This is a genomic window from Methylocaldum szegediense (genome assembly GCF_949769195.1).
Taxonomy (GTDB): domain Bacteria; phylum Pseudomonadota; class Gammaproteobacteria; order Methylococcales; family Methylococcaceae; genus Methylocaldum; species Methylocaldum szegediense.
Window position 1 is genome coordinate 3,119,686 of record NZ_OX458333.1, and the last position, 23,520, is coordinate 3,143,205.

A 23,520-nucleotide genomic window follows, 5' to 3' on the forward strand; every position below is an offset into this window, starting at 1 on the left:
TTCACTCCTATGTGATTTTCAGGTGCGCCAGGGGTGCTCCGGCAGATCGGCTACCCCGATCACTTCGCATCCCGCCCTCGCAACCTTGTGGTCGTTTTCGACGGTGCTGCCGCTTGCGCCGATCGCGCCGATCAGGATGCCGTCGGCATTCACGATCGGGAGTCCGCCGGGAAACGTGATCAAACCGTCATTGGAAACCTCGATGCCATATAAAGGCTCTCCAGGCTGCGACATCTTGCCGAGTTCGCCAGTCGCCATGCCGAAAAAGCAGGCGGTTCTGGCCTTTCGTATGGCGATATCGATGCTGCCGACCCAGGCATCGTCCATTCTGGCAAACGCTTTCAGCGTGGTGCCGGAATCCACGACCGCGATACAACTGCGCGCGCCTATTTCCTCTGATTTTTTCAGCGCCGCAGCGATGGCCCGTTGCGCTTCCTCGTAGCTGACGTGCATGGCAATTCCCTCAGTTAATTCGTCAAACCTCTTTGACAATCCGAACGGCAGGTTGTCGTGTCATGGATACGGGCCTTTTCTTGCCACTATCGAGCGACTACAGGACTGCCTGGAACGTACCTCCGGGCGCCTACGGTCATCGCTACGCGGCACTCGGCGCCTCGCGTTTGGTCTAATTTGCCATGCGCGGCCGACCTCCCGATCGGAGTCTGCCGACCAGAACAGATCCCAATACAGCCGAATATGACTTTTTGAGGAAGAAGGAGGGCTTATGTCTGAGGAGTTGACCCAAATTGCCGCGAATATGGTTGCGCCAGGCAAGGGACTGCTCGCTGCCGACGAGAGTACCGGCACCCTCGAGAAGCGATTCAAGAAGCTCGGCATTGAATGCACCGAAGCGTCGCGCCTTGCCTATCGCGAGATGTTGTTCACCGCGCCGGATCTGGAAAAGTACATCAGTGGCGTGATTCTGTTCGACGAGACGATTCGGCAGCGTGCGTCCGACGGCACGCCCATCCCAGAACTTCTCGCGAGAAAAGGCATCATTCCCGGAATCAAGGTGGACAAGGGGCTGGTGGATCTGCCTTTCTTTCCCGGAGAGCGCTTTACTCAGGGGCTCGACGGACTATCGGCGCGGCTCGATGAATATCGTGAGATGGGGGCGCGCTTCACTAAATGGCGCGCGGTGATCGCGATCGGCGAAGGCATTCCTACGTCTCAGTGCCTGCGCGCAAACGCCGACGCGTTGGCCCGCTATGCAGGGCTTTGCCAGGTGCACGGACTGGTACCTATCGTTGAGCCCGAAGTACTGATGGACGGTTCGCACGATATCAAAACCTGCCGTTGGGCTACAGAGGCGGCGCTGCATGAGGTATTCGACGCGCTCACCCGTTACCGCATCAGTTTCAAGGAAATGATCCTAAAGCCGAATATGGTGGTTTCCGGCACGGATTGTTCAAACCAAGCGCCGCCGGACGAGGTCGCAGAAATGACGCTTGCCTGCTTGAGGCGAACGGTGCCTGTGGCGGTCCCGGGGATTGCGTTTCTGTCTGGCGGTCAGAGCGACGTCACGGCCACCGCCAACCTCAACGCGATCAACGTCAAAGCCAAGACTCTGAAAACACCGTGGACACTGACTTTCTCGTTCAGCCGGGCCTTGCAGGCGGCGCCCATGTCCATCTGGCGCGGTCAGGCCGAAAACAAGGCCGCGGCTCAACAAGCTCTCGTCCGGCGGGCACGCTGCAACGGGGCTGCGGCGCTGGGTCAATACGATCCCGGTATGGAGGAAGCGTGACGAGGCTCGGGAAGTTACGGTCGCGGAACTCGGAATGTACGGCCTTCCGACTGCAACACCAGGCTGTCGGCCCGGATTTCCAAGAGTTTCGCGCCGTTCCCGAGGCGGTCGCCGACCCGGTATTTCTTCATGTCTATGATGGCGAAGCGCTCTTCCGGCAGCTCGGAGTAGGCGAACACGTTGATCGTGACGGGACCTATCCGTTGTTGAAAATCGGCCGGCATCTCGTACATGAACGGGATGTCGGGGTTCTCCGCGTGACCCGACGCCGGGTCTCGGGGCTCTGGTGTGCTTACGGGGACGGCGAATGCGACCGGAGGGCTGAGGTTTTCGCTTATGGCCGGCTCGGCCATGGGTTTCGGGTCGATCTGCGGCCGAGATTTCTCTGACGGTTTGACGGGTCGCTTTTTGGTCATCGCCGCGGCGCTTTCCGTGATTTCCGACGGTATGGGTTCAGGGCTGGGAGGCTTCACCGATACCGCATGCGGGCGGGTGGTCTTGGCGGCTTTTTTCTCCGGAACTCGAGCTGCCGGAAGCGGTTCGGCATTGGCGAGAGCTGAAGCCTTCTCTTTCGCCGGTGGCGGGATATCGCTGGAGTGAGAGTCGGCCGGGGCGGAAGCGGTTCGAGTCTCGGTGGCGCTGGGCGCGGCGGCTTTCTGGGTCGGCGCCGCCGCGTCTGCATGTTCGGTCGAAGCGGTTTGGGCAAGCTGTGTTGCCGGTTCTTTGGATTGCCACCGAGTGAGCCAAAGGTAGCCGAGAACTGTGCCATTCAGCAGGAATAGCAATGCCACGGCCCAGGCGAGTCCGTGGCGCCTAGGCGGTGTTGGATTGAGCGGGATGGAGACGGGGGGCGCGGCTTGGCCCGCCTGGCGTTCGCGTTCCGACTTGCGAAGTGCTTCAAGAATATAGGACATCGGCGCTGTTCCGGTTTTAGCGAGAACCTGAAGTTAGCCTTGGAACATCGTGATCGTTAGCCCTCTTGGCAAGATGAATCAGGGTATAGGGACCTGCCACGCCGTCCGCAGCCAATCCGTTTTCCATCTGAAATGCGATGAGTCGAGTCTTCAATGCAGTGTCGAAATAGTCGTCATCGCCATCCTGAGCTGGCGCGTGCAGCATCTGTCTCAACCATCTCACTGCTTCGCCCCGGTTGCCGACGGTCAGCGATTTGGACTCGCCCGCCGGCGGTTTCCAGAGCAAAGTGGCTCCGCCCCGCCAAAATGGCAGGATGTCAGCGAACTCGAAAGCGAGCCGTCGATCGCCGAAACTCAACTCGATCTTGTCGTCACGAATGCCCGTTAGGACAGCGTAGCGGTTGGTGCCGTCAGGCAGCGTGAATTCGAGCACGGCTGGGTGATCGAGGCTTCGAAGCTTGAACCAATCGGTATTGACGGCGAGGCATCGAAGAGCCTTCGTTTCCGCAAATCGGCACAGGTCGGTCGTTTCGTCCGTTAGTTCGATCCGCCACAGCGACAGAAGGCTGGCAAAAGCCTTGTCCCGGGTCAAGCTGGGATCCGTGATTAACTCCCAGAACGACGGTTCGGCGGTTCTTGCAGGTTCCGGAGCCGGCTTCGCTTGCGGCGGTGACGGGGGCGGAAGATCGGATTTCGGTTGTTCATCGGCCTGCAGTGGGTGCAGTAATGCCGCCGGATCGGAATGCAGGGTAAGGCCCAGGTAGACCGCCCCGCCGACAGCGAGCACCGCGAGAAGGGCGAAGCGCGTAAGAGCGGAGGATCGCTCAGCATGTGCGACGGGTTTTGGTAGCAGTTCTCGGGCCGCCTTGCGGGCGATGGCATAACTCACCCGTGCTTTGCCGAGGCCGTAGGCGCCCAGCAAGGCGCGGTCGCAAATCAGATTGATGAGGCGCGGAATGCCTCCTGATCGGCGGTGGATTTCGAAGATTGCCGGTCGGCTGAACAGCGAATCCTCACCACCGCTGACCCTGAGGCGATATCGGATGTAGGCCGCCGTTTCACAGAGTTTGAGAGGACGCAGGTGAAAACGCGCGCAAATCCGTTGCGAAAGTTGCCGCAGGTTCGGCCGCGCCAAAAGCACGCCGAGTTCGGGCTGGCCGACCAGGATGATTTGCAGCAGCTTGGCCTGATTAGTTTCCAGATTGGTGAGCAAGCGGATCTGTTCCAGGACTTCGAGGCTGAGATTCTGCGCCTCGTCGATCAGAACGACGGTCCGCCGTCCTCGCGCGTGGACTTCAAGGAGATGTCGATTCAGGAGATCGATCAGTTGTTTCAGGTTCGCCCGGTTTTCGGGGTAGGCGATGCGCAGTTCGTCGCAGATGCTGGCGAGAAGTTCTCGAGGGCTCAATCGAGGATTGAAAATCAAGGCGAGATCGACGTCCTCGGGCAGGCGGTCGACAAGACAGCGGCACAAGGTCGTTTTTCCGGTTCCGACCTCCCCCGTGAGTACAACGAACCCACCGCCCACGCCGATCCCGTACAGGAGATGAGCTAAAGCCTCCTGATGCTGAAGACTAGGATAGAGGTAGCGTGGATTCGGGGCAATGGAAAATGGCGGCTCGCTGAGATGGAAATACGGCGCGTACATGGTCGTGAGTGAGAAATCTCCGGAGCCATTCCGATTTCAGGTCTGCTCAGACGATACCATTGCGCAGAAGGGGACTGTCAAGCTGATGGGGCAGCGGGTCTTCGCCGGACATTTGTCCCGCGGCTCGAAATATCCGAGAGCTTACTCGGTAGGCTGTTCGCCCTGAGCTTTTCGTTTCAGTCGGCGTGCAGGGAACGGTTCTAAGCATCCGACCCTGAGGAGCGTGCCATCATCCAGATCAGCATCTCTTCGCTGACGTCTTCGGTTTCTGTGGAGTCGGTTGCTGGATGAGTAACTAATGTATTTTGAGTAACTAATGTCTTCGCTTCATACGATTGCAGGAGGTGCTCGACGGTTTCGTTGATCGTCATCCGCCGCTCTTTGGCCAACTTGGTCAAGGCGGCGTAAGTGCTCTTCTTGAGGCTCAGCCGTTGCAATTTGGTCGAGCATCGGCGCTGATTTAGCGCATTCTGCAAGCGTTTCCAGCCGGTATCGTTCAGATGCCGTTCGATCCACGCGTTCAGGCGGTCGAGGTCCGAACAACCGTCGAGCTGTGCAGCCGCGTCGGCCTCATGAGTTACTAATATTTCTTTGGCTTTCTCGGGTTCCTTGAGCGCACGCCGCAAATAAAGCAGCGCTGCCGCGTGTTTTTCGGGTTTGAGTCGGCGCATTGCGAGCTCTCATTAGTTACTCATATTGGCGAAAAGCCAAGGAGCGAAGCCCTCGGCAGAAAATGTGAGTAACTCATGAGTATTAAGGCCGAATCGGATCGTGGGGTCAATCCTTTGTCCAGGGATCAATCCCATCCGACGACGTCGTAACCGCGTTCCTGCAAGCAGCGATTCACGAATGCCCTGTAAGTGGGGTCCGGTCCGGAGCGGCCGAACAGCGACCGAATCAGGCCTGCGACCGCGCCGCTCGCTGCGCCGATCGCAGAACCGGCGCCGGCCGATCCGACCACGGCGCCGCCGACCGCCCCGCTCGCCGCACCGACGGCGGCGCCGCCGATGGTGCCTCTGGCGGCCTGGCCCACACCGGTCGTCCCCGTGTCGGCGCCGGCGGCTTCAGCCAGCGCCTTGCAGTCGGCGATATCCCGCTCGGCGCCGGCCTGTCCTACGTTCTGGAGATGCTCGTTCGGATAAAGCACTGGCCTCGCGGTGGCACAGCCCCCTAAAGCGATCACGAATGCGAAAACGATCAATCCTGCGGCGGGTTTCATACCTCGTTCTCCGTTGTCACATGTATTTTGGGCTGCTCCGAGTTCGTTGTTCTTGTCGCTTCGGAGCAAGGGACCATTCTGGGCCGTCGGGCGCCTCCTTCGGCTGAGATTAGCACCGGCATCGTTCGCCATTGTCGGGTTCTTGAGGGACATGCCATTCGTAAGGGTTGCCACGGAAAACCGAAAAGCCGCGCAAAACGAAATTCTGGATGACTGTCCTAACCCTAAGGCAGAGACAGTATTGTCGGGCCTTGATGCCGTTTTTCATTAAGTTCCCGCAATCACTTCCGAGGCTGAACGAAGACGTAAAGCCGGCAACAACGGATGCCGGAAACGGTCACATAAGGTAGTCCCGCGAAATCTCAAGGGAAGGCCGGGTTCGGCGAGATGAGCGACACATTCGAAGGGTTCGGTAGGAAGCCCCGAATTCCGAGGATGTCTGACGACAGCGGCGGATGGGCTCAATGAAGGGCCGTTCGTCTTGGCGAGCGGTGTATGGCGTTGCCATCGGCCGGCATTGCAATGACAGGAGGTTGTTATGGATAGGCGTTGGTTTGCGATCGGTTTGTGCTTGGCGATGGTGTTCGGCTGCACGACCGATCCGCACACGGGCGAGCGGCGTCCGCTCGCTAAGGTCGTGGGCGTGGACCGTCCGGGACGGGATATACGCCTGACGTTGGAGGATGCAGGCATAGACGTGAAACGTGCCTCGGAGAATACGCTGAACCTCGATTTTACGTTTGCGTTTGGTTCGGCCGCCCTGACTCCGGACGTGCAGACCGCCCTAAATTCGGTGGCGTCGGCGCTGAACCAGCACCCCGGTACCACCGTTATCGTCGTCGGCCATGCCGACGATATTGGCACCGACCGGGAGAACCAGCGGCTTTCCGAACAACGCGCCGCCAATGTGGCGAACTATTTGATCTCCCGCGGTGTCGACGCTGCCCGCATCTCACAGCAGGGCATGGGCGAGCGCATGCCGAAATTCCCGGGTACCGACGAGCCCGGTCGGGCGCAAAACCGCCGCGTGGAGCTGACCATCGTAACCCACCAACACGAGCAGGGCCGGACCTCGGGGAGCCTGCCTGCGAAAGCTCCGGCCGGTTCGAGGACTTACCCGCCATCGGGAAGTCAATAGGTAAATCCGACAAACCGACCGAAGGCCAAAAGGGTTTCCACCGAGCAAAACCAATCTCGGCACGGTAATGTCTTTGAAGTCCTTGTGCCGAGCTGGAAACGCCGTTGTCAATCGCTCCGGTGAGTTTGCTGCTCATCCGACGGCCGTTTCCGGGACGACGGCCAAGGCTCGTACGATAATCGGTCCCCCGATCCGGTGGTCCTGGATACTCTGCCGTTCTTGTTCATGACGCCCGGAATGGACCTCGTTGGCCTATAAAATTTGTTTTTCAAAACGTCCACGCCGCTTTGTGGCTTGGCCAAGGGGACGAGGTCTTGACGCTTGAGCCGTTCTTGGACGATGTCGGTTCCCAGGCGCCGATCCCGCTCCTCGATCAACCCCGGCATCGCTTCGCCGTCTCGGTTGAACGACCATTCCAGGATGGGGCCGCCGAGAGGCAGCGTGTCCCCGCGTTTCCCGAATGGTGCCGAGTTCCAGACATGCCAGGTCTTGCCGTAGCTGTTCATCTTGCCTTTCATGAGCTCTTTCTCGGCTGCATCGGGTATGCCCGGAGCCGTGAGTTGACCCGAGAGGATCTCGTAATTATGGGGGTGCCAGTATCGCTTCTCTCGCGAAGGCAGGGATTCGAACAGCGTCTCCGAGATGATGTACTCGATACCGATGAGGTTGGCGTCTTTGGTGTTGCCGTCGAAGAGCACGCATTGGGCGAAGTCTTCGTTGACCTGTCGGCAATAGTGATGCGCTTCCGTCTGATGGGACGGGTCTCGTTTGGCCACATGGAAACCCGACAGATAGATATCCATAGCGCGCAGGGGAGCTTGGGATTGCAGCAAAGCGGCCCCCGCTTCGAGGGCTTGGGTCTTTGCCGCTTTTTCTCGCCCCTCTGGTGTGACGCCGGGCGGTTTTTTCTTCGTACTCTCACAGCCCGACATCAAGGCTGCAAGTCCCAGAGCAACGATCATCCATTTGATGTCGTCCAGCAGCTGCCTGTCCATAGCCTCCCTCCCAGGAATTCGTGATAGCAGCTCCGCCCGGATGGCAACAATAGGTGAATCTACCTACGCCCGTGTCGGGCGCATCGCGCCCGACACGGTTCTTGGTTTGGGCGAGTCCGACGTGTTGGACCCGCTTTTAGTGTGCCCGGCTTCTTTCGGGGTCAAAAAGACCCCGCCAGATGTGCGAGCTCCGACCGGCTATGGAACGGTGCTCGGTCCGCGGGTTGGGGAGGCCGCCTGCCAATCGTTGCGATGGACGGTGGTCGACAGCCAGCGGTGGGTCAAGCCGGCGAGAACGGCCCCGATCATGGGAGCAACCCAAAACATCCAGAGCTGAACCAGGGCCCAACCTCCGACGAATAGAGCGGGGCCAGTGCTTCGCGCCGGATTGACCGAGGTATTGGTCACCGGGATGCTGACCAGGTGGATCAAGGTGAGGCCTAATCCGATCGCCAACGGTGCGAAACCCTGAGGAGCGCGCGAGTCCGTGACGCCCAGGATGATCATCAGGAACATGAAGGTCATCACGACTTCAGTCAGAAAACCCGCTCCCATGGAGTATTCCCCAGGCGAATGTGCGCCGTAGCCATTGGCCGCGAATCCCGCGGATACGTCGAATCCCGCTTTTCCGCTCGCGATTAGATACAAGACGCCGGCGGCCACGATCGCGCCGAACACCTGAGCCACGATATAGGGGAGCAGATCCGATGCGGGTATCCGGCCGCCGGCCCAGAGACCGACCGAGACCGCCGGATTGAAATGGCCGCCCGAAATATGGCCCACGGCATAGGCCATCGTCAGCACGGTCAAGCCGAAGGCCAGGGCCACCCCGAGCAAACCGATGCCGACATTCGGAAAGGCAGCGGCGATGACCGCGCTGCCGCAGCCGCCGAAAACCAGCCAGAACGTTCCGATGAATTCCGCTGTACAACGACGATAAATCGACCACATGATCAATCCCTCCAAAGTTTTTTGGAATTTTTTTAACGAGCCGATTTTTGTCCCCCTCGAAAGTGCGGCGAGCGGTTTCTTTCCCGATTCGTTTTCGAACGCCAAATCGCCGCGCGTGAAAATAAAAATCGGCTGGCCTGTGGTACCGTAGGCCCATCGGAGAACACTCCCACGGTATCGAAGGACAGTTTGACATGGATCGGAAGGAACCGGACTACGGCATCGAACATTTTTTTGTCGGCAAAGACCCGTTTTTTCGTCTGCAAAGGGCGATCGGCCTGGCCCCGTCTCATGGTTTGGGCGTCAAGCGGCGAGCCTTGTTCTTCGCGCTGCTTTGCTGGCTGCCCATCGTCGTCGCGGCCTCGGTTGCCGGCCGGGGTTTCAGCGGCGAGACCGAGGATCACTTGCTCCGCCATTTTGCGATACATGCCCGATCCCTCATCGCCATACCGCTCTTCATCGTCGGCGAACTCGGCCTTTTGCGCATCGAAACGCTGATTCGCCATTTCCTGACCTCGGGTCTCGTCGGCGAATCTTCGCTGCCGGGTTTCCGTGCGGCCTTGAGCGTCGTCGACCGACTGCTCAACTCCTGGTGGAGCTTCGTCGTTCTCGTGGCTCTCGTGATCGCAAACGCGGTTTTTGCCGTACATCGGTTCGAGTGGGTGCACGAAGCGTCCTGGGCCGTCGACCGCGGCGGCCTGACGTTTGCGGGGTGGTGGCTTCTGCTTGTGCTGCGCTCGGTTTTCAGCTTTCTCATGGCTCTATGGATATGGCGCATCATTGTCCTCGGACTTCTGCTGCGGCGCATTTCCAGGTTGGACCTCGATCTCGTTCCGGTTCATCCGGACCGGGCCGGAGGCTTGGGGTTTCTGAGCATCGCCCCGCAGATGTTCATTCCGCTCGTGCTGGGCGTATCCATCGTGCTGGCTTCCCACTTCGCCCACAGCGTTCTTTATCACGGCGTGCACGTCGACTCCTTGCGAATGCCCATCGTGCTGTACATCGCGATCGCAGTGCTCCTGTGCTTAAGCCCGCTGCTAACGCTCGCCGGAAGATTGAAGCGACTTCGGCGCAAAGCCCTGCTCGATTACGGTGCCTTGGCAGGACGGCATGGGCGGTTGGTCGACCGTCGCTGGATTCGCGGAGAAACGATCCGGGACGATGCTGTGCTGAACGCCCCCGAACTCGGCCCCGTCGCGGACGTGCGCTCCCTATACGAAGCCGTGGCCGCCATGCGGATGATGCCCATCGGCCGGCGAACCATCATAACGCTTTTCGCGGCAGCGGCTTTGCCAATGGTTCCGGTTCTGGCAATCGAAATCCCCGTGACGCAGCTCTTGAAAATGTTGGCAGGATATCTGTTTTGAGTTTGTCGAGGAGTCTCAGAATAAGAACAAGAAGAATCCATTCGAGCCTCTTCGGCAGGCTCAGGACAGGCCCTTCGACAGGCTTAGGGTAGACCTGTCGAAGAAAATCGATCAGAGTTTCGTCAAGGCGGCGTTGGCGGCTGTTCCTGGCGGCCTTGCTGGTAGCCTTGGCGATAGGCGCGTTCCTCGCTCTGTTTGTGCTGGTCGTAGAGAAAACTGCCCACTAGTCCGGTGCCCGCGCCGATCGCTGCGCCTAGCCCTGCATTGCCGGCGATGGCGCCGATCGCTGCGCCTGCCGCTGCAGAACCGGTGGTGCCACTCAGCATTCGCTGCTCGCTGGGAGACATCCCGGCACATGCCGATAACAAGGCTACGCCCAAAAAGCTAACGAAAGGTCGTAATTTCATGGGTGTGGTCTCCCTTGCCTACGGTTCATTTGGTCATGCCGGGTAGAGGTGTTTGCCTGCAGGGCCACCGTTCCGCCAAGAATCGGAACATCACGTCCACCGGTCGTTCGTTGTTGTACTCCGGGTGGGCTTGCGTCCACGACACGAACTCGGCGATCGCCTCTTGGCGGGTCGGCTTCGGATCGGGAGGGCACACCAAAGGTCGACTGTCGGGTCCGGAATGCTCGGACTCGTGATAGTGGTAGGCGCCTACCAGGTAACCGGTACAGAAATGCACGGCAGCGACATTGAGCGGGTCGTCCGCGGGCGTCGTACAAAGGTCGATCAGATCCTGCACGTTGCGGACCAAGAAATCCTCTTTCGCGGTCGCGGCCGAGACCACGGACAGGTGAATCAGGGCGGCCAGCAGCAAGAGTCCAGTGTTCGCCGAGATTTTGGATTGCATGGATGAACCTCCTTGAAGCCGTGTGACACGGAATGGGACTCGATCGGCATTTCGCCGTCGGCCTTAGTGCCTTTCTCCATCCATGACAATTCGACTTTCGCGGCATCGACGGAGTTCGAGCGCTTTGGCTGGATTTTGGCGTTCCACGCGGTCGCGTCGGCGAGGCGGCATCAATTGCCGTTATAGATGTGTTGAATCCTTCATCGTCAGGAAAAGAGCATGGCCATAAGCCGGTGATGACGAAATCCTGTGCGAGTTGAATGCGGCGCGGTTGGATGCCATATCCTGAGTTGTCTGCAATTCCCGAAAATCCTGCTTAGGAGACGAAAACCCGTGCAAACCGTAAATGCCGTCGTTCGGTTCTGCCGAATCGTGGGCTTCTGGATCGCCTTCCTGGCTATCCAGCCGGTCCAGGCCGGAACGTACGACCTCGTTATAGACAAGAAGACATTAAATGTGACCGGGCAGGAGAGTACCGGCATCGCGGTCAACGGCTCGTTTCCGGCGCCTACCTTGCGCTGGCGGGAGGGGGAAGATGTGGTCCTGCGCGTGACCAATCGCTTGGACGAAGAGACCTCGATTCACTGGCACGGCATCGTGCTCCCTTACGACATGGACGGCGTGCCCGGCATCAGTTTTCCCGGCATTCCGCCCGGCGAAACCTTCACCTACCGGTTCAAGCTCAGCCAGAGCGGAACCTACTGGTATCACGGACATTCGGCGCTGCAGGAACAAGTGGGGCTCCTCGGTGCGATCATCATCGATCCCGCGCGGGGTGAAACCGAGGACTACGATCGTGAATACACGGTGATTCTGTCGGACTGGTCGGATGAGAACCCTCATCGGGTGCTTTCGAAGCTGAAAAAGCAGAGCGATTATTACAACTTCCAAAAGCGCACCGTGTTCGATTTCTTCCGCGATATCTCCGACAAGGGAGTCAAGGAGACCATGGCCGACCGTTTGGCCTGGGGCGAAATGCGGATGGACCCGACCGACATCGCCGATGTCACCGGCTACACCTACACTTTCCTGGTCAACGGTCAAGGTCCCGATGCCAACTGGACGGCTCTGTTCAAGCCGGGCGAACGTATCCGGCTTCGCTTTATCAATGCCGCGGCTATGACCTATTTCGACGTGAGAATACCGGGACTTAGGATGCGGGTCATCCAGGCGGACGGACAGGATGTGGAGCCGGTCGAGGTAGACGAATTCCGAATTGCCGTCGCGGAGACCTATGATGTGCTGGTCGAGCCGCGCGAAGCGAAAGCCTATACCGTTTTTGCGGAAGCCATGGACCGAAGCGGTTACGCCCGAGCGACCCTGGCACCGTGTCCGGGCATGAAGGCGGAGGTCCCGCCGCTGCGGCCCCGGCCCTTAGTGACACTGGCCGAGATGGCGGTAGCCCACGGCATGGATCACGGCTCCGGAGCTGGTCCGCATGCAGCCATGGCGCATTCGCCGCAAACGGAAACCCGGACGCATGGCGGCCATGAAGGTCACGATATGGCGGGCATGAATCATTCCTCGATGCCGGAGATGAATCACGCCATGTCTCCGCACGCTGGCCACGAAGGTCATGCTATGGCGGAGCCCAGCGAAGAACACGCCCACACGGGGCAACGGGTGCTATCGTATGCCGATCTCAAGAGCGCGGAGAAACACGCCGATTGGCGCGAACCCGAACGGGAAATCATTCTGCGCCTCACGGGGACGATGAACCGCTATATCTGGTCCATCAACGGCCAGAAGTATTCCGAGGCCGAGCCGATACGCCTCAAATACGGCGAGCGGGTGCGGTTTACCTACATCAACGAGACCATGATGAATCACCCGATACACCTGCACGGCATGTGGCAGGACCTGGATACCGGCAAGGGGCCGTTCAATCCGCGCAAACACGTGGTCAATGTAAAGCCGGGCGAAACCGTGCATGTCGACGTGCCGGTGGACGCACCGGGCGAATGGGCGTTTCACTGCCATTTGGTCTATCACATGGAAACCGGGATGTTCCGCAAGATCATCGTCGAGCATCCGGAGATGCCGTCGGAAAAGGGAGCATGAGAGTGATTCCAAGTCTCGAACCGCATCGAATTCCAGTTCGAGCCGCGGCGTTCTTGGCCCTGCTCGCCAGTGGTCATGCGGCCGCTCAAATGGACGATGCGATCTATAACTATCTCAAGCTCGAACGGTTCGAGTACGAGGGGAACGGCGACATTCACCTGTTTAAATGGGATATCGAGGGCTGGATCGGCAGTGACTACAACAAGCTGTGGGTGAAAAGCGAAGGCGACTACGTCTTCGATCAGAATATCTTCGGGCGGGCCGATCTCCAGCTGCTTTACAGCAGAAACATCGCCACTTTCTGGGATGCTCAGATCGGCATCCGCCGCGCTTTCGAGCCGGAACGTACCTTCGACGCCGTCATTGGCATCCAAGGGCTCGCGCCTTATTTTTTAGAGACCGAAGCGGCGATGTTCATCAGCGAAAACGGCAACGTCCTCGGCCGCTTCAAGCTGGCCTACGAGCTTTTGCTGACCCAACGGCTCATCGCTCAGCCCCGGATCGAAATCAACGTGTCCGCGGACGACATCGAGAACCGTGGTGTGAAGGCGGGCATCACCGAATTCGAAGCGGGACTCAGGCTGCGCTACGAAATCGTGCGGGAGTTCGCGCCTTATATCGGCTTCGATTACGTCGAAGAACAATCGCTTAGGGCGCACAAGCACAGCGTAAGGGCGGTGGCCGGTATCAGGGCTTGGTTTTAAGAGCCTTTCGGCGGGCCGTTCGGTTCTGGCTTTTCGACTAGTGCAGGGCAGGCCCGTCGCAGGTTTTTGGGGACCAACCGTGAAGTCCCTGGAATGCTTCCACTTTCGAAGCAGAATGCAGCACGGGTTGGTACCCCTGGTCGCTGACCCGCCGCCGCGGCGTGAGGCTTAATGCGTTGTTCTGGTATCGCTGGCTAAGGGGATAGGGCGGTTACTTTTCCACAAAAGCTGTGGAGCGGCTTGTGGATAATCATGTGAAACACTACATATAGTCATGCAATTTCCGAGACTTAGCGAATGTGTCTAAATTTCGAACAGAAATGAAAGGGTCTATGAACATTGAAAAAAACGCTATGCCCACACATCGTTTCGTCTTACCTTTTGAACGTTTACCGGCCACGCTGCCGATTTTTCCGTTGCGCAATGCTGTCGTGATGCCGGGGGCTCAGTTACCCTTGAATGTTTTCGAGCCGCGTTACCTGAACTTGGTTTTCGACAGCTTGGGCGCAGAACGCATGATTGGCATGGTGCAGCCCGATTCCGCTGCCAAGGGGGAGCATCAGCCGAAGCTGTATCGAACCGGAACGGCGGCACGCATCAGCTCGTTCAGCGAGACCCCGGATGGCCGCTTGCTGATCGTGTTGACCGGTGTTTGCCGCTTCGACATCCGCGAAGAAATTCCGACCACTCGAGGTTATCGCCGTGTCGTTCCGGACTGGGATCGGTTCCGGGACGATTACGAGTTGTCCGGGCCCGTTCCTGGCGATCCAGGAAAGATCATGGAATTGCTGAAGGAATATTTCCAGCGAAAGAACCTGAATCCCAATTGGCCAGTCCTGACTCAGCTGCCTTTGCCCGTTTTGGTGAACGTCCTAATCACCCAATTGCCTTTCGACGTGCCGGAACGTCAGGCTCTGGTGGAAACGGTCAGCATCGAGGAGCGTTACGCCAAGCTGTTGGGGTTGTTGGAATTCGAGATGGTCGCGGCCCGTGTCGGCACCGATGCCAAGCCGCACTGAGCCCGCGCTGACGCAGCTGGGATCCGAACCGGGTTCCGAGCCCATTGCCGGCGTCATTTTCGACATGGACGGAACCTTGGTCGACTCCGGCCTCGATTTCGCCGCCATGCGTCGTGAGATGGGTCTGCCGGACGGCGTTCCGTTGGTGGAAACCATGGAGAATCTGCCGGAAGCGGAGGCCGACCGATGCCGGGCCATCCTCCGGCGGCACGAGGAGGCTGGCGCCGCGCGGGCGGTTGTGCTGCCGGGCGTGTACCAATTTCTGGATCGCTTGCGCCGCCAGGGCATCCGCCGGGCAGTGTTTACCCGCAATAGCCGGGCGGTGACCGACACGACCCTAGCCCGCTGCGGCTTGAACTTCGATCTGGTGCTGACGCGGGACGACGGTCCTATAAAACCCGATCCCTGGGCGATCCACCATATCTGCGAGACCTGGGGCGTTGCTCCGGCACGCGTCGCGGTGATCGGCGATTACCGTTTCGACATCGAAGCCGGGATCCGCGCCGGGGCGAGGACGGTGCTCTTCACCCGCGGCCGCCCTCGAGAAAGTTTGCCGGGTGCGGAGCTGGCCGAGTATTTCCTGGAAAGTTTTCAGGAGGCCGATCCGCTGTTGCGCTGGCTCGGACTATGAGTTCTTGTCTTGCCCTCTGGAGACCGAGAGCCGACCTCGGTCGGTAGCGACACGCGTCGACAGGTTCAGGGCGAACGGGCTGCGGGGGCAAGCTCCTCACACACAGCCCGAAGCGCATTCCGAAAATCAGTAAAAGCATCATCCCAGGTACGCGGCCTATGCAGCAGCAGCCGAGCGCGAAATCGGCGTCTCAGTGCAGAGTCCGACAGCAATCGTTCCGAATCACTTCTAAAGGCGTTGCGATCGGCGACGGGGGCTATCAAGCCGGTCTCTTCGTGTCGCACGATCCGTCTGGCTTCGCCGACATCCGTGGTCACGGTGGGTAGACCCACGGCTGCCGCTTCTGCCAAAGCCATGCCGTAAGCTTCGTATCGGCTGGCGAACGCGAAAACATCCATTTCCCCTAGTAGCCGTGCTAGTTCCGGTGGTTCCAGGACGCCGTGCAGTCTGACCCGGGTTTGTAAGCCGAGCTCCCTGACACGTGAGCGGAAGAACTCGGCGTAGCCCGCGTCCATCCGCTCGTCGCCCGCCAAATGCCAAACCCAATCGTAATGTCGGAGGTCAGCCAAAGTCTCGAGCAACTCGCTCAGCCCCTTGGCCGGCAGGAAATTGGCGACGGTTACCACATGAACGGTTCGCGCCTCGTCCGGCTCGCTCCAGGGTCTTCTTGTGCCTGGAAACGCATCATCGACGCCGGGCTCGCAAAGCTGGACGTTCAGGCCCGGGAAACGCCGCTCGAGGAAACGCCGAACGGACAGGCCGGTCGTGATGAAAAATCGGCAGCGCCGCGCCGCGCTGTCGAAGCGCTCCTCCTCGACTCGGCGCTGATCCGAGTGAAGCAGCGGATTTAGAAAAGGGACATAATGCGCCAAAATCCCTTGCGCCGCTCCATTCCCGACCGATGGGCAATTCGATAAGTTTTCCAGAAGCAGGCTGTCCCACAGCACGATCGCGTCCCGAGGCAAGGACGGGACGCGGCCGTTCGGCGCGAGCTCGACGGTCTCGAGCGGAAAGCCGCCATCGCGCGCCAGGGCGATTATCCGGCGATTGAAGACATTGCCGCCGGACGGATAGGCGTCGAGCGGCGGATGAAGAAAGACGAATCTCATTCCTTTCAACCGAAACAACCAGAATGAATCATACGTTATCTTTTGAATCCAGATTGGTCGAATGGAGCGACCGCCATGCGATGCTGATGCTCCTTGCAATCGGAGGGTTGTGGTTCCAAGTGCCGCCCGAATTGCTCGCGGCGATGGCCGCCGCCTCGTTCCTCGGCTTGATCCGGCAGTTCCATCGCGAATGGACGCCCGCCCGGGTGTTCGGTGCGGCCAACGCGGTCACGCTGGCTCGGCTGGCCGGCACGTTTTTTTTGCTGCTTTTTCCGATCGAGAACGGCTGGTTTTTGGCGGCCCTCGCGCTAATCATCCTGAATGCCGACGGCGTGGACGGCTGGCTGGCCCGGCGTCGTGGCCTCTCTTCCGCTTTCGGCGAGTGCTTCGACAATGAAGTAGATGCCTTCTTTTTTTTGTGTCTATGCGTGCTCGTCTACAAGCGCGCGGATCTCGGCTCCTGGGTGCTGTTTCCGGGCGCCTTGCGTTATTTGTTCGTACTGTACATTAGAGTCGCCGGGCCGCCTCGACGCGTCGCGGCCGGCAACCGGCTCACCCGCGTCGTTTCGGTGATCGCTTTCATCGTTTTCATCCTGTGCCTGTTGCCCGTCGACCTATACTGCGCCAGCGCGGCGGCGACGGCTACGGCGGCTTTATGTATCTCGTTCCTCTATTCCCTGATTCAACTTTATCGGCCCACAGTCCCGGAGTGATGTCATGCCTCTCCGCACCACGCCGATAAAAAATTTGGACGATGTTCGGGCGTTTTTCGATCGTCTCGCGCCGGCTTATCGCGACTGCCACGGTAGAGCGGAAAAGCTTCTGCGCTATCGGCTCGGCATCATCGCCCGTCTGCTGGAAGGCACTGAGCGCGGCGTCCTGGTCGAAATCGGGTGCGGCACCGGGATGCACTTGTTTCCTTTGGCTGAGATGTTCGAACGCGTGCACGGCACCGATCTTTCGCCTGTCATGATCGAGCAGGCGGAGAGTCTCCGTCTCCGGCATCCACGGGCGGAGCGCATTCGTTTGAGCGTGGCTCCCGCGGAAAGCTTGACCCCAGTGGGCGATGCCGAAGCGGATGCGGTGCTTTGCGTGGGCGCATTGGAACACATGCTCGACCAGCGTCAGGTATTGCGTGAAGTTTTCCGCGTGCTCAAATCCGGCGGTGTCTTCGTGTGTCTCACGCCGAACGCCGATTACGTCTGGTACACCAGACTGGCCCCCTGGCTGAAACTCGACACCCGGCATCTCAGCACGGATCGATTTCTCGGGCGCAAGGAGCTGAGCGAGTTGCTCGGTTCCGCCGGATTCGAGGTCGAGCGCGTCGGCTTTTGGACCTTCATCCCGCGCGGCGACATGCCGGCTTATCTTGGCCGGTTTCTGACACTGCTGGACGGGGTTGGACGCCTCCTGCGCATTCCGTCCTTTCGCGGCGGGCTCTACTGCCGCGCAGTCAAGCGCAGCTGATCGATCGGCGCCAAGCCCTTCGGGTTATCATTACGCCCGCTCCCCGGCCGGGCCTTCGTGTCGATCGAATGTGCCGGGCACCCGAACCGATTTTCCGTTTCCGAACCCTAACGACAAAAATGCTGTATTACCTCGAACCGAACAAAGATTACCGAAACGATAGCCTGCGCCATGGCGTCGACTTTTCCCCGGAAGACATTCGCGTCGATACCGCGAAGCACTACGACGACTGCTACTGGGATTACCGAACCGCCTGGTTCAACAACGAAAATCTGGCCTTACATTACGGCTATTGGGACAAGAACACCAAGACCCACGCCGAGGCCTTGCTAAACAAGAATCGTATCCTCGCCGAAATCGCCGACATCAAGCCGGAGGATCATGTTCTGGACGCGGGATGCGGCATCGGCGGCAGTTCGATCTGGCTGGCGAAGCACGTGGGCTGCAGAGCTACCGGCATCACCGTCAGCGCCAAGCAGGTCGAACATGCGAAGCGCAACGCCAAGCGTCACGGCGTTTCCGACAAGGTGGATTTCTACGAGGCCGATTTCTGCAAGACGCCGTTTCCGGACGAATCTTTCGACGTGGTTTGGGCCGTCGAAAGCAGTTGCTATGCGATCGACAAACGCGATTTCTTCAGGGAGTCCTACCGCCTGCTGCGCAAGGGCGGCACCCTGATCGCCTGCGACGGCTATACGACACGCCGGGAGTTCAACGAGGAGGAATGGCGGGCGGTCATGGACTGCCTGAACGGATGGGCCGTGCCTAATCTCGCCAGCGTCGAGGAATACCAGGCCGGGATGGAAGAGTGCGGATTCCGCGACGTGCACATTACCGAGGCCACGGCCGAGACCATGCCCTCGTCCCGCAGGATGTACCGGATCGCCTTATGGACCTACCCCATGCAGTTGACCATGCAGTGGCTAGGACTCCGCAGCAAGGCCCAGACCGCGAACTTCAAGGTGGCGCTCGCCCAGTACAAGGTATTCCGGGACGGTTTGGTCCGCTATTGCATTTTCCGCGCGAAAAAATAATTCCAAATCGCTTTCGATAAGGCATGAATTTTTGTAGGGTGGGTTACGCTGCGCTAACCCACCCTCTCATAGCCCAGTCAAGTCCCCAATTTTGGGTTTCACAGAATCCTCTTTGCCTGCTCGTAGGGCGCAATAGCGTACTCGCGTATTGCGCCGCACGAATTTTAAGCTCGCTCGCCCACGGCCCAGGCAGGGTCCGGTCCATTAGCCCATGTCAGCGAATAAACACCACGTTCGACATAGCGATGAAATGTCGAATGAGGCCAATCCGCCACGCGTTGGACATAGCCATGTTTCACCGGGTTGATGTGGCAATAATCCACGTGCGCTACATAATGTCGCGTCTCGTGTGATTATTTACCGAGAAGGAGTTATGCTCTGTTCGAAGCCCGGAGCCTTCTCCAGGAGATATTCGGTTCGTCCAAGTGAGGTTTCTCTCCATGCAGATTCGTCTTCATAAGAACGCCCGTACCACCCCGGCCGTTCGGCAGGCCATTCAAGCGTCCACGTTGAGCGAGCGCGCCTTGGCCCAAAAGCATGGCATTAGCCGAACGACCGTCCGCAAGTGGAAACACCGCTCCTCGGTCGAAGATGCCTCACACCGGCCCCACACCCTCAGAACCACGCTCACGCCCGCCCAGGAAGCCATCGTGGTCTACCTCCGCCAAGCTCTGCTCCTCCCCTTGGATGATCTCCTGGCCGTGACCCGGGAATTTCTCAATCCCGCCGTGTCCCGTTCCGGGCTAGACCGCTGCCTGCGCCGCCACGGGGTGGCGTCCCTCAAGACCCTGCTTCCGCCTACAGAGAAGGCGAAGGTCAAACCCTTCAAGGCCTATGAGCCCGGCTTCCTTCACCTGGATGTTAAGTACTTGCCCGCCATCGACGGCGAACCCCGCCGATACCTGTTCGTCGCCATCGACCGCGCCACCCGCTGGGTCTATGTCGCCCTCAAGCCCAACCGCTCCGCCTTAAGCGCAAAGGACTTCCTCAAAGCGGTGATTCAGGCCGCGCCTTTCCGCATCCAGAAATGCCTGACCGACAACGGCTCGGAGTTTACCGACCGTTTCCTGACCCGAACTCGGCAGCCCTCGGGGACGCATGAGTTTGACCGCCTCTGTACTGAACAAGGCATCGAACATCGCCTGATTCCGCCGGGCCGGCCCCAAACGAATGGCCTGGTGGAACGCTTCAATGGCCGCATCGAGGAGGTGTTGCAAACCCATCACTTCGATTCAACCGCCGATCTGGACACCACCTTGCACCGCTATGTCGAGCTGTACAATCATCACATTCCCCAAAAGGCCTTAGGCCATCTCACCCCGATCCAGGCTCTCAAAAACTGGCAACTGTCCCATCCTCATCTTTTTCGAAAGAAGGTTTACGATCTTGCGGGACTTGACAGTTACGTCGATGCCTGCCTGCTCGCGGCGGCGATGCTGTCCGGCGCCCAACTATGGACCGGGGACAAACGGCCGGCCGCTATCGCCGAAGATATCGGGTACGCCCATCAACCGAAAGCTGAACGAGCTGGCGGAAAACAGTAACGATCCACCCGCAAAGCCGGTGGCTTTCAACGCCCGCCCCTTCAAAGGGTTCTGTCCGCCTTCGGGTAAATGCCATCTCGTCACCCCGGCAGGGACTGCCGGGGTTCAGTGACTACGGATGGTTTCGACCATTCACAATCCCTGTGAACTGGATTCCGGCAATCCTTGCCGGAATGACGGGCAAGCGAAACCGGAGTGCCAAGAGCATTCGACGGGACTCCCCCCGATCTTTGTTATAATCCCGCAGTCCAATCTCCTAACGCTTCCATTCCACCATCTTCCCCACCGATCAATGCCCGAGCACATCCTGTTTCTCACCGGCAAGTTGGCGGAAAAGCAGCTGCGCCGTACTCTGGAGGAGATGGAGCCGGAGTTCGGGTACACCGTGCATCAGTTGGGGCTGACAGTGGCGGCGTTGATGACGGCGGACATGATTCGGCGGCGGCTCAAGGATACCTTCGGGGCCGACCGGGTGCTGGTGCCGGGGCGCTGCCGGGGGGATCTGGAAGCCTTGTCCAAGGACATGGGCATCACCATCGAACGAGGACCGGAGGAGCTACACGATCTTCCGGAGTTTTTCGGCAAGAAGAAGAAAAAGCCGGACATTACGCGCTACGAACTCCGCATCTTCGCGGAAATCGTCGATGCGCCCCGGATGGACATCGACGGCATTCTCCGCCAGGCGCAGGATTACCGGAAAGACGGCGCCGATGTGATCGATATCGGCTGTTTGCCGGAGACGCCGTTTCCGCATCTGGAGGAAGCGGTCCGCGCGCTCAAGTCCGAGGGCTTCGAGGTCAGCGTCGATTCGCTGGAAAACGACGATCTGCTGAGAGGCGGCAAGGCTGGCGCCGACTACCTGCTCAGCCTTCATGAAGACTCCTTGTGGATTGCCGATCAGGTAGCCTCGACCCCGATTTTGATTCCCGCCAAGCACGGTGATCTGGATTCGCTGGATCGGGCGATCGAAGCCATGCGCGCCAAGGGCCGGGATTTCATCATCGATCCGATCCTGGACCCTATCCATTTCGGATTCACCGAGTCGCTGGTGCGCTACCACGAAGTTCGGAAACGCCACCCGGATGTCGAGATCATGATGGGCGTCGGCAATCTGACCGAACTCACCCATGCCGACACCGCCGGCATCAATGCGACCCTATTGGGCATCTGCTCGGAGCTGCACATCAAGCAGATTCTCACCACCCAGGTCAGCAAGCACGCGCGCAAGGCGGTGCGCGAAGCCGATCTGGCGCGCCGCATCCTGTTCGCGGCTCGTGAACTGAACACCCTGCCGAAACATATCGATGACGGCCTGATGGCCCTGCACGAACGCGCGCCGTTTCCGCTCAGCCGCGAGGAAATCGACGAAATCTACCGGCAAATCAAGGACCCGAGCTACCGCATCCTGATCAGCCCGGAAGGGCTGCACATTTTCAACCGGGACGGCTTTCACACGGCGACCGATCCCTTCGAGCTTTATCCGAGGCTGGGCGTGGAAACGGACGGCGGGCATGCTTTTTACCTGGGGGTTGAGCTGGCGCGGGCACAAATTGCCTGGCAGCTCGGTAAGCGTTATTCGCAGGATGAGCCTCTGCGGTGGGGCTGTCATGTGGACGAGCCCGAGCCGAACATCGATCCGCACGCTTACAAGCCGGCGGGGTCGACTTTGCAGAAGGCGTCGGGTGTTCAGGACGATTCAGGCTCCATAGGGTTAGAGAGCCATGGCTCAAAAACCGATGACCCTCACCCTAACCCTCTCCAATCGCAAACGGTCGTCCCGGGAGCACCAGGACGACCCTTCCCAGAAGGAAAGGGAACTGCCGATACGAAAGACGAAGAATGATTCGCGAAACCATCATCACAAGCTGTTCGCCCACAGGGACGCCGCATATCGCACCCATGGGCGTGCATGTCCTGGACGGCGAATTGCTCATCATGCCGTTCCGGCCGTCCACGACGCTGGATAACGTTCTGGCTACCCGCGTCGCCATCGTCAATTACACCAACGATGTGCGCGTGTTCGCCGGCTGCTTGACCGGCCGGCGCGATTGGCCTCTCTGTCCGGCGGACCACGTTCCCGGACAGCGGCTCGCGCAGACCCTCGCCCATGCCGAACTGGAACTCCTGCGCTGGGAGGAGGACGAACTGAGGCCCAGGCTGTACTGCCGGGTCGTTCACGAAGTGAATCACGCCCCGTTCCGCGGCTTCAACCGGGCGCAATATTCGGTATTGGAAGCAGCAATCCTGGTCAGCCGTTTGCACATGCTGCCCTGGGACAAGATCGAATCCGAACTCGCCTATCTTCGCATCGGCCTGGAAAAAACGGCGGGACCGGCCGAGCTCGAAGCCTGGGGTTGGCTGATGGAGGCGGTCGAAGCGTTCAAACGGACCAGACCGAACAAGGCGGTGTCCATATGACCGGCATGCTCGCGAGCGTCGTTAGTCTTGCCGAAGCCTTGCAGGTTCGGGAAATCGGCGTCGACATCATCGATTTGAAAAATCCAGCCCAAGGCGCCTTGGGTGCTTTACCCGTTGCCGAAGTGGGCCGAATCGTCGGTTGTTTAAATAGCGGACCGCCGGTCAGCGCCACTATCGGCGATGTGCCGATGGACCCTGATGTCGTAAAGCCCGCCGTGGAAGCGATGGCGTCGACCGGTGTTGACTATGTGAAAATCGGCTTCTTCCCCGGCGGAGACTGGGGCGGCGTTATCCGCGGCTTATCTCCCCTAGCCGGCCGTGGAGTCCGTTTGGTCGCCGTCCTGTTCGGAGACGAATCTCCGGAACTCGATTGGATCAAAGAGCTGGCGACGGCGGGATTTGTCGGAGCCATGCTGGACACCCGCGACAAAAGTAAGGGATCGCTGCGGCAAGCCTGCTCGGACGATTTTCTCCGTGCCTTCGTTTCGGAAACCCGTGGCCGGGGACTCTTATGCGGATTGGCAGGATCGCTGCGAGTACCCGATATCGCGCCGCTCTTGGCTCTGAAGCCCGATTACCTGGGCTTCCGTGGCGCTCTGTGCGGTGGGGAGCGTACCGATGCCCTGGATTCTGAATCCGTGCGCGCCATCTCGAACCTGGTTCGCGGCGAGGCTTCGTCCAGAACCGCTGCATAGCTTTCGA

23 protein-coding genes and 1 pseudogene are annotated in these 23,520 nt (G+C 59.5%); 14 read left to right on the plus strand and 10 right to left on the minus strand.

The genetic code is table 11. From position 1 onward, the window contains the following. Positions 1-18 precede the first annotated feature (18 nt). Positions 19-453, minus strand: a complete 435-nt coding sequence (locus QEN43_RS13450) for a GlcG/HbpS family heme-binding protein (RefSeq protein WP_026611040.1) — start codon at positions 451-453, stop codon at positions 19-21. 271 nt (positions 454-724) lie between these two features. Between QEN43_RS13450 and QEN43_RS13455 the strand changes: the two genes are divergently transcribed. After that, positions 725-1,747: a class I fructose-bisphosphate aldolase gene (locus QEN43_RS13455; protein ID WP_026611039.1), complete on the plus strand. Its 1,023-nt coding sequence runs from the start codon at positions 725-727 to the stop codon at positions 1,745-1,747. A gap of 14 nt (positions 1,748-1,761) precedes the next feature. On the opposite strand, the gene QEN43_RS13460 is transcribed toward QEN43_RS13455, so the two are convergent. The 4 genes from QEN43_RS13460 to QEN43_RS13475 form a co-directional block, all read right to left on the minus strand. Then, entirely contained in the window at positions 1,762-2,661 is a 900-nt protein-coding gene (locus QEN43_RS13460; protein WP_026611038.1) for a general secretion pathway protein GspB, read from the minus strand. 16 nt (positions 2,662-2,677) lie between these two features. Next, complete coding sequence (locus QEN43_RS13465; protein ID WP_026611037.1) at positions 2,678-4,309, minus strand: ExeA family protein; 1,632 nt, start codon at positions 4,307-4,309, stop codon at positions 2,678-2,680. Positions 4,310-4,509: 200 nt separating this feature from the next. Beyond that, a complete protein-coding gene (locus QEN43_RS13470) occupies positions 4,510-4,980 on the minus strand; it encodes a hypothetical protein (RefSeq protein WP_317963305.1) in 471 nt (156 codons plus the stop codon). Positions 4,981-5,105: 125 nt separating this feature from the next. Further along, complete coding sequence (locus QEN43_RS13475) at positions 5,106-5,528, minus strand: glycine zipper family protein (protein WP_026611035.1); 423 nt, start codon at positions 5,526-5,528, stop codon at positions 5,106-5,108. Positions 5,529-6,066: 538 nt separating this feature from the next. Between QEN43_RS13475 and QEN43_RS13480 the strand changes: the two genes are divergently transcribed. Further along, positions 6,067-6,666 carry an OmpA family protein gene (locus QEN43_RS13480; RefSeq protein ID WP_051331852.1) on the plus strand — a complete coding sequence of 200 codons (600 nt, stop codon included), beginning with the start codon at positions 6,067-6,069 and terminating at the stop codon, positions 6,664-6,666. 107 nt (positions 6,667-6,773) lie between these two features. Here QEN43_RS13480 and QEN43_RS13485 read toward each other — a convergent pair whose 3' ends face one another. After that, on the minus strand, positions 6,774-7,661 hold the full coding sequence (locus tag QEN43_RS13485; protein WP_235726646.1) for an OBAP family protein: 888 nt from the start codon (positions 7,659-7,661) through the stop codon (positions 6,774-6,776). Positions 7,662-7,859: 198 nt separating this feature from the next. Then, a complete protein-coding gene (aqpZ, locus tag QEN43_RS13490) occupies positions 7,860-8,612 on the minus strand; it encodes an aquaporin Z (RefSeq protein WP_084162183.1) in 753 nt (250 codons plus the stop codon). 194 nt (positions 8,613-8,806) lie between these two features. On the opposite strand from aqpZ, the gene QEN43_RS13495 reads away from it, so the two are divergent. Continuing rightward, positions 8,807-9,979 (plus strand): hypothetical protein, encoded by a 1,173-nt coding sequence (locus QEN43_RS13495; protein ID WP_051331851.1) that lies wholly within the window; start codon positions 8,807-8,809, stop codon positions 9,977-9,979. A gap of 122 nt (positions 9,980-10,101) precedes the next feature. Here QEN43_RS13495 and QEN43_RS13500 read toward each other — a convergent pair whose 3' ends face one another. Then, positions 10,102-10,386, minus strand: coding sequence for a glycine zipper family protein (locus QEN43_RS13500; protein WP_026611034.1), 285 nt, complete (start codon positions 10,384-10,386; stop codon positions 10,102-10,104). Positions 10,387-10,411: 25 nt separating this feature from the next. After that, positions 10,412-10,831, minus strand: coding sequence for a Rap1a/Tai family immunity protein (locus QEN43_RS13505; RefSeq protein WP_317963306.1), 420 nt, complete (start codon positions 10,829-10,831; stop codon positions 10,412-10,414). Positions 10,832-11,164: 333 nt separating this feature from the next. Between QEN43_RS13505 and QEN43_RS13510 the strand changes: the two genes are divergently transcribed. The 4 genes from QEN43_RS13510 to QEN43_RS13525 all read left to right on the plus strand — a co-directional run bounded on the left by QEN43_RS13510 (position 11,165) and on the right by QEN43_RS13525 (position 15,246). Further along, positions 11,165-12,892, plus strand: a complete 1,728-nt coding sequence (locus tag QEN43_RS13510) for a copper resistance system multicopper oxidase (RefSeq protein ID WP_235726645.1) — start codon at positions 11,165-11,167, stop codon at positions 12,890-12,892. Continuing rightward, the gene (locus QEN43_RS13515; RefSeq protein WP_026611031.1) at positions 12,889-13,596 is read left to right on the plus strand and encodes a copper resistance protein B; all 708 of its coding nucleotides are present in this window, start codon (positions 12,889-12,891) and stop codon (positions 13,594-13,596) included. The genes QEN43_RS13510 and QEN43_RS13515 overlap by 4 nt, the downstream gene beginning before the upstream one ends. 332 nt (positions 13,597-13,928) lie before the next feature. Further along, positions 13,929-14,615, plus strand: coding sequence for an LON peptidase substrate-binding domain-containing protein (locus QEN43_RS13520; RefSeq protein ID WP_051331850.1), 687 nt, complete (start codon positions 13,929-13,931; stop codon positions 14,613-14,615). Then, on the plus strand, positions 14,599-15,246 hold the full coding sequence (locus QEN43_RS13525; RefSeq protein ID WP_051331849.1) for an HAD family hydrolase: 648 nt from the start codon (positions 14,599-14,601) through the stop codon (positions 15,244-15,246). Before QEN43_RS13520 ends, QEN43_RS13525 begins: the two co-directional genes overlap by 17 nt. A gap of 65 nt (positions 15,247-15,311) precedes the next feature. Here QEN43_RS13525 and QEN43_RS13530 read toward each other — a convergent pair whose 3' ends face one another. Further along, positions 15,312-16,355: a glycosyltransferase family 4 protein gene (locus QEN43_RS13530; protein WP_026611029.1), complete on the minus strand. Its 1,044-nt coding sequence runs from the start codon at positions 16,353-16,355 to the stop codon at positions 15,312-15,314. A gap of 23 nt (positions 16,356-16,378) precedes the next feature. On the opposite strand from QEN43_RS13530, the gene QEN43_RS13535 reads away from it, so the two are divergent. From QEN43_RS13535 to QEN43_RS13570, 7 genes and pseudogenes are all read left to right on the plus strand, one after another. Beyond that, positions 16,379-17,068: a CDP-alcohol phosphatidyltransferase family protein gene (locus QEN43_RS13535; protein ID WP_317963307.1), complete on the plus strand. Its 690-nt coding sequence runs from the start codon at positions 16,379-16,381 to the stop codon at positions 17,066-17,068. A 4-nt stretch (positions 17,069-17,072) separates the two neighbouring features. Beyond that, entirely contained in the window at positions 17,073-17,822 is a 750-nt protein-coding gene (locus tag QEN43_RS13540) for a class I SAM-dependent methyltransferase (RefSeq protein WP_026611028.1), read from the plus strand. Positions 17,823-17,941: 119 nt separating this feature from the next. Next, entirely contained in the window at positions 17,942-18,856 is a 915-nt protein-coding gene (locus QEN43_RS13545; RefSeq protein WP_317963308.1) for a methyltransferase domain-containing protein, read from the plus strand. Between the two features lie 440 nt (positions 18,857-19,296). Beyond that, positions 19,297-20,256, plus strand: a pseudogene (locus QEN43_RS13555) (IS481 family transposase); the annotation flags it as partial. 436 nt (positions 20,257-20,692) lie between these two features. Beyond that, entirely contained in the window at positions 20,693-22,243 is a 1,551-nt protein-coding gene (locus tag QEN43_RS13560; RefSeq protein WP_235726643.1) for a DUF6513 domain-containing protein, read from the plus strand. Then, positions 22,240-22,818 carry a DUF447 domain-containing protein gene (locus QEN43_RS13565; RefSeq protein WP_026611024.1) on the plus strand — a complete coding sequence of 193 codons (579 nt, stop codon included), beginning with the start codon at positions 22,240-22,242 and terminating at the stop codon, positions 22,816-22,818. The genes QEN43_RS13560 and QEN43_RS13565 overlap by 4 nt, the downstream gene beginning before the upstream one ends. Beyond that, positions 22,815-23,513 carry a (5-formylfuran-3-yl)methyl phosphate synthase gene (locus QEN43_RS13570; protein ID WP_317963309.1) on the plus strand — a complete coding sequence of 233 codons (699 nt, stop codon included), beginning with the start codon at positions 22,815-22,817 and terminating at the stop codon, positions 23,511-23,513. The genes QEN43_RS13565 and QEN43_RS13570 overlap by 4 nt, the downstream gene beginning before the upstream one ends. Positions 23,514-23,520: the final 7 nt, after the last annotated feature.